Here is an 8,573-nt window from a genome sequence, read left to right as displayed (position 1 = left end):
AGTACTGGTGGTGGCAAGCGGAAATTTTGCCAACAGAAAGAATGAGCAGTCTACCGATATGACGCAATCATCTTTTTACAGCAAGGATAAAAAAGCGGGTGGCGCTTATGCGGCCTTCAGAATGCTGCCGCAGCTGTTCCTGAGAAATTCTGTGCAGGTGGTAACAAAGCCATTTGCCAGAACATTTGATAAAGACAACGAAATAAAATTCCGCAATAACGTGTATATCCTGGTGGCCGACCGGCTGTTTACCACAGAGAAGGATATTGATGCTATGCTGGATTATGTATCGCGGGGAAATGAACTGTTTCTTGCCATCAATACACCGGATCCTTTACTGGAGAAAACACTGAAGTTTGTTACCGTGGAAAGCAGCAATATGCAGTTCAAAAAAGCAGGCACCGTGCAGCGGTATGCAGATGAAACCATCCCCATGGATACTTCCTTCAGTTACCCGGGTATGGTGAGCGGAAGTTATTTTTCAGGGGTAGACAGCAATACGACGAGCATACTGGGCTACAACTATAAGAACAAACCTAACTTTATCCGTATTGCTTACAGTCGTGGTTACGTTTACCTGTTGCTGAATCCGTATACTTTTACCAATTACTTTTTATTGCACCGCAATAATGTGAAAGCAATGGAAACGCAGTTGTCGTACCTGGCAGACGGCGCCAGTAATGTATACTGGGATGATTTCTATAACAGCCAGCGCAGCGCACAATCGGGCGATTTCAGTGAGTGGCAGGTATTGATGCGTTATGCATCCATGCGCTGGGCGCTATGGCTTGCTGTAGTATTGCTGCTGCTGTATGTAGTGTTTGAAAGTAAGCGGCGGCAACGGATCATTCCTGATAAGCCGCCTGTAAACAATACCTCGCTGGAGTTTGTAGATGCTATCGGGCAGCTGTATTATCAACAGCATAATAACTACAACCTGGCGCATAAAATGATCGTTCATTTTATGGAGTATATACGTTCCCGTTATTACCTGAACACCAATGTACTGAACGATCAATTCATTGCTTCGCTATCGGGTAAATCGGCGGTACCGGAAGAAGAGATCAGAAAGCTGTTGCACATGGTGCATCATGTGCAGCTGGAAGAAAATATCAGCGATGAGCAACTGAAAGATTTTTATAACCGCATTCAACAATTTTATATAAACACGAAATAAATAATGGATACCAATACATTTCAACCCAGGACTGATTTTTCTGCCTTGCACGAAGGTGTGGAAGGCATCAGGGAGCAGATCGGTAAAGTAATAGTTGGGCAACACCAGATGGTAGACCTGCTGATAGCAGGTTTGCTTACACAGGGACATGTGCTGATTGAAGGTGTTCCCGGTGTTGCCAAAACACTCACGGCAAAATTACTGGCGCAATGCGTGGATGCAGACTTCAGCCGTATCCAGTTTACGCCGGACCTGATGCCGGCGGATGTATTGGGTACCTCTGTTTTTAACCCGCAAACCAGGGAGTTTGAATACAAGAAAGGCCCTGTTTTCAGTAATCTTGTACTGATCGATGAAATAAACCGTGCCCCGGCAAAAACACAGTCGGCCCTGTTTGAAGTAATGGAAGAAAGACAGATCACTAACGATGGCACCACCTGGTTGCTGGACCGGCCTTTCATGGTAATTGCCACGCAAAACCCGATTGAGCAGGAAGGTACTTACCGGCTGCCGGAAGCGCAGCTGGACAGGTTCCTGTTTAAAATAGAAGTGAAGTATCCCAACCTGGAAGAGGAAGTAGCGGTATTACGCGGCATTCATCATTTCAACGGGGAAACAGATCTTACAAAAATGATCAGTAAAGTGGTAACTACCACACAGGTCATCGAGTTTCAGAACCTGGTAAGACAGGTAGTAGTAGATGAAAAACTGTTCCATTACATTGCCTCCATCATCAATGAAACACGCATGAACTCATCGCTGTACCTGGGAGCATCACCGCGTGCATCCATTGCCGTTATGAACTGCGCCAAAGCATCTGCTGCAATGAAGAACCGCGATTTTGTGATCCCAGACGACGTGGTGGAAATGGTGCCGCATGTATTGCGCCATCGTATTATGCTCACTCCTGAAAAAGAAATGGAAGGCATTAAAACAGATGACGTGATTGCACAGATCGTAAAAACGATAGAGGTACCGAGATAATCATCTCCAAGAAGCTATTAGTATGCCGGCCACTGTAAAAAATAATTTATTCCAGGTACTCTTTTTTACCAACAGGCTTTACTTCCTGCTGGGAGGGAATATCCTGTTGTTTATCCTTTCGTTTTTTGTTCCGCGTATTTTCAATATTGCGTTGATCGCCTTTATTGTGCTGGTGGGTATTGTATTGCTTGATATGATCCTCCTGATACTGCGCCCTTCCACTATTGTATCGATGGAACGTAAAGCCAGTAACCGTTTCAGCAACGGGGACGACAACGAGGTGTTGCTTGACTTCCGGAGCGGGTACCCGTTCCCGGTATTTGTATCTGTAATAGATGAGCTGCCATTGCAGTTCCAGCGCCGCGATTTTTTGCTGAAAGCAAAGGTGGCAGCGGGAGGCGCACATATTTTCCGCTATGTGTTGCGACCCGTAGAAAGGGGACTTTATAATTTTGGTTACACTAATGTATTTGTGAGAAGTGCGCTGGGCATTGTAAACCGTCGTTTTATTTTTAATAATGAACAAACGATCAGCGTATATCCCAGTTTTCACCAGCTGCGGCATTATGCGTTGTATTCCTATATGAACCGGCTGAATGAACTGGGCGTGCATAAGCGCCGGGTAATTGGTCACAGTATGGAGTTTGATCACATTAAGCCTTACACAAAAGGCGACGATGTACGTATGCTGAACTGGAAAGCTACCGCCCGCAGCGGTAACCTGATGATCAATAATTATGTGGAAGAAAGATCGCAGCAGGTATACTCCATTATTGACAAGGGCCGGAATATGAAGATGCCTTTCAATGGATTATCGCTGCTGGATTATGCGATCAATTCATCGCTGGTATTCAGCAATGTGGCGGTAGACAAAGGAGACAAAGCCGGACTGGTTACTTTCACGGAAAACAAAGTGGAGGTATTGGCTGCCAGCAATAAGAAAGTGCAGGTGAACAAAATCCTTGAAACGCTGTATGCACAGGAAACACTTTGGCAGGAGAGCGATTACGAAGCACTGAGCGTGCAGTTGCGCAGCAGTTTATCTACCAGGTCGCTGCTGATGATCTATACTAATTTTGAGTCGATGTCGAGCCTGCACCGGCAGCTGCCTTTTTTAAGGCGTTTGGCGCGTTATCACCTGGTGTTGGTGGTGTTTTTTGAAAACACAGAGCTGAAGCGGTTAACAGAACAAACCGTGCAGGATGTGGAGGGTATTTACAGGCAAACCATTGCGCAGAAGTTTGCCTATGATAAGAAGCTCATTGTAAAGGAGCTGGCTAAATATGGTATTATGTCGTTGCTGAGCCCCCCGGAGCAGCTAACGCTGAATGTAGTTAATAAGTACCTGGAGTTGAAATCGCGTATGCTGATCTAGTTAATTCCTCCTTTTCTTTTTAAAGAGGTCATCGGTATTTTTCATGATGAGCGAATCTGCATCCGGCGCTTGTTTTACGGGTATCACCGAGCGCAGGTAGAGCCGGTTGTTATGTTTGCACCAGGCTTCCACGGTCACTGATTTTATAGTATCGTTTTTGGGTAGTAAGAGGTCCTGACCAATTAATTTCCCGTCTGAAGCCGCAAAGCGCACGGCGCTTGTATCGAGTGGAAATACTTTCCCGCTGCTGAATTTTCCTTCTATATTGAGATAAAAACGGATATCGCGTTTGATGCTGTCGGCGTAATGGTTGAAACGTATGCCGGTAATAACAGGGAGTTGCAGGGCTGCCTGATGGGTAGCGTTATCAGGTGTAGTAACGGTAAGGGTTATACGGTAATTATCTTTCACCAGTTGCTCCCTGTTAAAACGGAGCACGCCGTTTTGCACCTGTCCGTTGTTGCTGTTTACGGTTAGTTTGTTCCAGCGGAGGTTTCCTTCCAGCAGTCCTGTTGTTTGCTGGGTGGAGCTGTCGGTGTAGGTAAGCCGGATACCCAGTGGCGCTGTGTTGTACAATTCGGTTACAGCATCGGCATCATAAAAGGCTGTTATGCGCGCTACCTTTGCCTGCTGTGCATTTGCCGGCAGGGTAAAAGAAAAGACGGTGCAGAGCAGGAGATATTTCAACATGCGGTTTCCGTTGTTTTAGCGCCGGCGGTCGGCCGGCTGTATTAATTCCTTACTGCCATTTGCCTGGCCACATATTTACCGAGGATATCAAATTCCAGGTTCACGAGGCTGCCGGTTCTTATTTTCGATATGTTGGTAAATTCGTAAGTGTATGGAATAATGGCTACAGAGAACTGATCGTTGGTAACGTCGAAAACGGTAAGACTAATGCCGTTGAGGCAGATGCTTCCTTTTTCCACGATCAGCGCCGCAAACTGAGATGGATAGCGGAAGCGGAAAAGCCAGCTGCCGTCCTGTTCCTGGCAGGAGAGGCATTCACCAACACTGTCTACATGGCCCTGTACCAGGTGGCCATCAATGCGGCCGTTGAACACCATGGCTCTTTCCAGGTTTACGAACTGTGTAGGGGTGAGCTGGCCAAGGTTTGTTTTTTGCAGGGTTTCATCTACTGCTACGGTTTCGTAGGTATTACCCTGTATGTTGGTAACGGTTAAGCAAACCCCGTTGTGCGACACGCTCTGATCTATTTTCAATTCAGCCGCCAGGGGGGTTTGTATGGTGATCACCAGGTTGCTGCCGTCTTTCCTGGTAGATACTACTTCTGCTAGTGTTTCTATGATTCCTGTAAACATCTGACAAATTTAAGCAATTTTCTATACCCGGGGTTTCCAGGGGATTTCATCCACGCCCAGTTTGTGACCAGTCCACCGGGCCAGTACAAAGAGGTAATCGCTGAGGCGGTTAATATACTTTAGTACTAACGGTTCAATGAACATATCGTGTTCCTGCATGCCTACGCAGAGGCGTTCAGTGCGGCGGCATACACAACGGGCGATGTGGCAGGTAGATACCGCCACGTGTCCGCCGGGAAGGATGAACGACTTCATGGCCGGAAGTTCCTCATTCATCTGGTCGATGCTTTTTTCCAGGAGGGTGATATCAGCTTCGTGGAGGTCGGGTATTTTCAGTTTGGTTTCTTTGTCGGGGTCGCAGGCCAGTGCTGCGCCGATGGTGAAGAGGCGATCCTGGATTTCGCGGAGCAGGTTTTTGGTATCCGGATCTGCCATGTAATCGTTTACCAGGCCGATGTAGGAGTTGAGCTCATCCACCGTGCCGTAGGCATCGATACGGACATCGCTTTTGGGTACTTTGGTACCGCCAATGAGCGATGTTTTGCCTTTATCGCCTGTTTTAGTATATATTTTGAAAGACATGGGTGTTGGTGTTGATTGGTTGCAAATTACGAATAACGGCGTTACGGGAAATGATCCTGTAACGCCGTTATTTATAGTGCGAATATTTTATGCGTGTACTTTTTCGTTGATGCGGTCTGATTCGATAACGCCGTCGCGGAGGCGGATAACGCGGCGGGCATGGTCGGCAATATCTTCTTCGTGTGTAACCAGTACTACGGTATTGCCGGAGGCATGGATGGTACCGAAGATCTCCATAATTTCCACGGATGTTTTAGAATCGAGGTTACCGGTGGGCTCATCGGCGAGGATGAGGGAGGGATTATTTACCAGGGCGCGGGCGATGGCCACGCGTTGGCACTGGCCGCCGGAAAGCTCATTGGGCTTGTGTTTATAGCGTTCGCCAAGACCTACCTTTTCCAGCATCGCGATCGCTCTTTCGTCTCTTTCCTTTTTGCTTATGCCGGCATAGATCAGGGGGATGGCCACATTTTCCAGGGCGGTAAGGCGGGGCATGAGGTTGAACTGCTGGAATACGAAGCCTATTTCCTTGCCGCGTACAACGGCGAGGTCGTTGTCTTCCATTTTGCTCACGTCATGTCCGCTGAGGATGTATTTCCCTGCGGTAGGGGTGTCAAGACATCCCAGGATGTTCATGAGGGTAGATTTCCCCGAGCCGGAAGGGCCCATGAGCGCTACATATTCATTTTTGAAGATGTCCAGCGATACGCCTTTTAGTACCGGTAATTCATTTTTACCGAGAAAATAGCTTTTCCTGATTTCTTCCAGGTGTATGACGGACTTTTCCATGTGGGTTATTTCTTTATTATTTTCGGTACTTCAAAGTATTCCTCCGTGGCGGAAGGAGCGTTTTTCAGTGCTTCTTCACGGGTGATCACGGGTATTACCTTATCTTCCCTGAAAACATTATAATCATCTGTCAGATGAAGTAATGGTTTTACGTTGGTAGTATCCAGTTCATTAAGTTTCTCCACAAAGGTGATCATCCTCTGGAGGTCTCCGCGTATTTCAATCTTCTCCTGGTCGTTAAATTCCAGCCTGGCCAGATCGGCCAGCTGCTGCACCAGTACGTCGTTCACTTCCATAATCAAATTAAATCAAAAGATAATGAAATATAAATGGTAAATATGATAGTATCTCAAAATTAGGGATAAACGGACAGAATAAAGTGCTTTTGATCATCTGGTTTGGGCTTTTGGCGTTTTTTTTACAAAACAGCCTGTTGCGAATGGCTAAAAGCTAAAAGCTATTCTTTAAATTGCGCCCTGTTATGGCTACTGAAAAAGAAATTGTGGTAAGCGGCATACGCCCTACCGGTTATTTGCATTTAGGCAATTATTTTGGCGCTATCCGTAATTATATCCGGATGCAGGAAGAGTTTAACTGCTATTTTTTTGTGGCAGACTGGCATTCGCTGACCACCCATCCTGATCCGAAGGATCTTCCGGGGAATGTGATGCGGGTACTGGCGGAGAATATCGCATCCGGACTGGATCCTGAAAAGGTATCGTTGTACGTACAGAGCGATATCCCTGAAATAGCGGAGCTGTACCTGCTCATGAACATGCTGGCCTATGTGGGTGAGCTGGAAAAGGTACCTACTTTTAAAGATAAAGTGCGGCTGCAGCCGCAGAACGTGAACGCAGGGTTGCTTACTTACCCGGTGCTCATGAGCGTGGATATCCTGATCCAGCGTGCGGTAAAAGTGCCGGTGGGCAAGGACCAGGGACAACACCTGGAGATGGCGCGCAATTTCGCCCAGCGGTTCAACCACCGTTATGGCGACCTGTTCCCGGAACCGGAGGCGTTCAACTATGGCGACAGCCTGGTACGTATCCCCAGTTTGGATGGTAACGGAAAGATGAGTAAAAGTGAGAATGAACTGGCTACCTTATACCTGGCGGATGAAGATGATAAGATCATCAACAAGATCAAAAAAGCAAAAACAGACAGTGGTTCCGGTGAGCCGGGTGCCCCCATACCTGAAACTGTACAGAACCTGCTGGACCTGATGAAACTGGTGTCTGCCCCGGATGTAGTACCATTCTATGAATCGGAATGGAACAGCAAGGGAAATATCCGTTTCGGGGATCTGAAAAAACAGTTAGGGGAAGATATGGTGAAATTTATATCGCCTATCCGCGAGCGCTCGAAAGAGTTGCAGCGCGATACCGACTACCTGAAGAAGATTATGAAAGCCGGTGCAGAAAAGGCCAGGGCGAATGCGGCACAAACTTTGCAACAGGCGAAAAAACTAATTGGTATAAATTATTATTGAAAAAGTCGCCAACTGTAGCTATTTTCAGTATTAACCACTTCACATCGCATGGCAAAACAGCATAAGATCAAACATATAGCCATTGCCGGCAATATCGGCGCAGGCAAAACCACGCTCACAGAAATGTTGTGCAGGCATTACAAATGGCATCCCCAATATGAAGATGTAGAGCATAACCCTTACCTGAACGATTTTTATGAAGATATGCCCCGCTGGTCTTTTAACCTGCAGGTATATTTCCTGAACGGACGGTTAAAGCAGTTGCTGGAAGTACAGAACGGAAAGGAAACGGTGATCCAGGACAGGACCATTTATGAAGATGCGCATATTTTTGCGCCCAATCTTTATGAAATGGGACTGATGACCAAACGTGATTTTGATAACTATTTCAACTTTTTTGAAACGCTGAAAAGCATGGTGAAACCACCGGACCTGCTGATTTACCTGCAGGCATCCGTACCCACGCTGGTAGCACAGATACAGAAAAGAGGAAGGGAGTACGAGGAAAATATCCGGCTGGACTACCTGAAACGCCTGAACGAATATTACAATAACTGGATAGAGAAGTATAACGAAGGGCCGTTACTGATCATTGATATTGATAAGAACAAATTTCCTGAGAGCGATGAAGATCTGGGCGAGATCATTTCGAGGATCGATTCCCAGTTGTACGGTTTGTTCTGATCCGAGCGGATTTTGCCGCAGATTTTGTCTGACTCAGGATTACGCTGATTTTGCTGATTACGCTGATTAGGATTTTGGGGATTTGGATGATTTTTTATTTTTTGTTGAGTTTTGAGTTTTGAGTTTTGAGGAGATGGATGGGGATGTTAACGGAGTAATTGTAGCTAAAAT

10 protein-coding genes are annotated in these 8,573 nt (G+C 46.5%); 5 read left to right on the top strand and 5 right to left on the bottom strand.

Annotated features, from left to right (window positions below; translation table 11 throughout):
• The 3 genes from VN105_RS27960 to VN105_RS27950 all read left to right on the top strand — a co-directional run.
• A partial coding sequence (locus VN105_RS27960) for a DUF4350 domain-containing protein (protein ID WP_325646475.1) occupies positions 1–1,177 on the top strand: 1,177 nt, incomplete at its 5' end.
• A 3-nt stretch (positions 1,178–1,180) separates the two neighbouring features.
• Complete coding sequence (locus VN105_RS27955; protein ID WP_325646473.1) at positions 1,181–2,161, top strand: MoxR family ATPase; 981 nt, start codon at positions 1,181–1,183, stop codon at positions 2,159–2,161.
• A 22-nt stretch (positions 2,162–2,183) separates the two neighbouring features.
• On the top strand, positions 2,184–3,536 hold the full coding sequence (locus tag VN105_RS27950; RefSeq protein WP_325646471.1) for a DUF58 domain-containing protein: 1,353 nt from the start codon (positions 2,184–2,186) through the stop codon (positions 3,534–3,536).
• Here the strand turns inward: VN105_RS27950 and VN105_RS27945 are convergent, their stop codons facing one another.
• From VN105_RS27945 to gatC, 5 genes are all read right to left on the bottom strand, one after another.
• Positions 3,537–4,226 (bottom strand): hypothetical protein, encoded by a 690-nt coding sequence (locus VN105_RS27945; protein WP_325646469.1) that lies wholly within the window; start codon positions 4,224–4,226, stop codon positions 3,537–3,539.
• Positions 4,227–4,267: 41 nt separating this feature from the next.
• Positions 4,268–4,858 carry a riboflavin synthase gene (locus VN105_RS27940; protein WP_325646467.1) on the bottom strand — a complete coding sequence of 197 codons (591 nt, stop codon included), beginning with the start codon at positions 4,856–4,858 and terminating at the stop codon, positions 4,268–4,270.
• 21 nt (positions 4,859–4,879) lie between these two features.
• The gene (locus tag VN105_RS27935; protein ID WP_325646465.1) at positions 4,880–5,440 is read right to left on the bottom strand and encodes a cob(I)yrinic acid a,c-diamide adenosyltransferase; all 561 of its coding nucleotides are present in this window, start codon (positions 5,438–5,440) and stop codon (positions 4,880–4,882) included.
• An 87-nt stretch (positions 5,441–5,527) separates the two neighbouring features.
• On the bottom strand, positions 5,528–6,229 hold the full coding sequence (locus VN105_RS27930; RefSeq protein WP_325646463.1) for an ABC transporter ATP-binding protein: 702 nt from the start codon (positions 6,227–6,229) through the stop codon (positions 5,528–5,530).
• Positions 6,230–6,234: 5 nt separating this feature from the next.
• The gene (gatC, locus tag VN105_RS27925) at positions 6,235–6,525 is read right to left on the bottom strand and encodes an Asp-tRNA(Asn)/Glu-tRNA(Gln) amidotransferase subunit GatC (RefSeq protein ID WP_325646461.1); all 291 of its coding nucleotides are present in this window, start codon (positions 6,523–6,525) and stop codon (positions 6,235–6,237) included.
• A gap of 185 nt (positions 6,526–6,710) precedes the next feature.
• Between gatC and trpS the strand changes: the two genes are divergently transcribed.
• On the top strand, positions 6,711–7,718 hold the full coding sequence (trpS, locus tag VN105_RS27920; RefSeq protein ID WP_325646459.1) for a tryptophan--tRNA ligase: 1,008 nt from the start codon (positions 6,711–6,713) through the stop codon (positions 7,716–7,718).
• A gap of 48 nt (positions 7,719–7,766) precedes the next feature.
• On the top strand, positions 7,767–8,402 hold the full coding sequence (locus VN105_RS27915; RefSeq protein WP_142686051.1) for a deoxynucleoside kinase: 636 nt from the start codon (positions 7,767–7,769) through the stop codon (positions 8,400–8,402).
• The last annotated feature ends 171 nt before the right edge of the window (positions 8,403–8,573 follow it).

It is taken from the genome of Chitinophaga sp., from assembly GCF_035564935.1.
In the GTDB taxonomy this organism is placed as follows: domain Bacteria; phylum Bacteroidota; class Bacteroidia; order Chitinophagales; family Chitinophagaceae; genus Chitinophaga.
Note: the sequence above shows the minus strand (reverse complement) of the source record. Positions and strands in the feature narration are given on the sequence as shown.

What these genes read in the sequence shown, in the direction of transcription:
- VN105_RS27950 (WP_325646471.1), top strand. Translation starts at nt 2,184, where the DNA reads ATGCCGGCCACTGTAAAAAATAATTTATTCCAGGTACTCTTTTTTACC.
- trpS (WP_325646459.1), top strand. Translation starts at nt 6,711, where the DNA reads ATGGCTACTGAAAAAGAAATTGTGGTAAGCGGCATACGCCCTACCGGT.
- VN105_RS27940 (WP_325646467.1), bottom strand. Translation starts at nt 4,858, where the DNA reads ATGTTTACAGGAATCATAGAAACACTAGCAGAAGTAGTATCTACCAGG.
- VN105_RS27935 (WP_325646465.1), bottom strand. Translation starts at nt 5,440, where the DNA reads ATGTCTTTCAAAATATATACTAAAACAGGCGATAAAGGCAAAACATCG.
- VN105_RS27915 (WP_142686051.1), top strand. Translation starts at nt 7,767, where the DNA reads ATGGCAAAACAGCATAAGATCAAACATATAGCCATTGCCGGCAATATC.
- VN105_RS27955 (WP_325646473.1), top strand. Translation starts at nt 1,181, where the DNA reads ATGGATACCAATACATTTCAACCCAGGACTGATTTTTCTGCCTTGCAC.
- gatC (WP_325646461.1), bottom strand. Translation starts at nt 6,525, where the DNA reads ATGGAAGTGAACGACGTACTGGTGCAGCAGCTGGCCGATCTGGCCAGG.
- VN105_RS27930 (WP_325646463.1), bottom strand. Translation starts at nt 6,229, where the DNA reads ATGGAAAAGTCCGTCATACACCTGGAAGAAATCAGGAAAAGCTATTTT.
- VN105_RS27945 (WP_325646469.1), bottom strand. Translation starts at nt 4,226, where the DNA reads ATGTTGAAATATCTCCTGCTCTGCACCGTCTTTTCTTTTACCCTGCCG.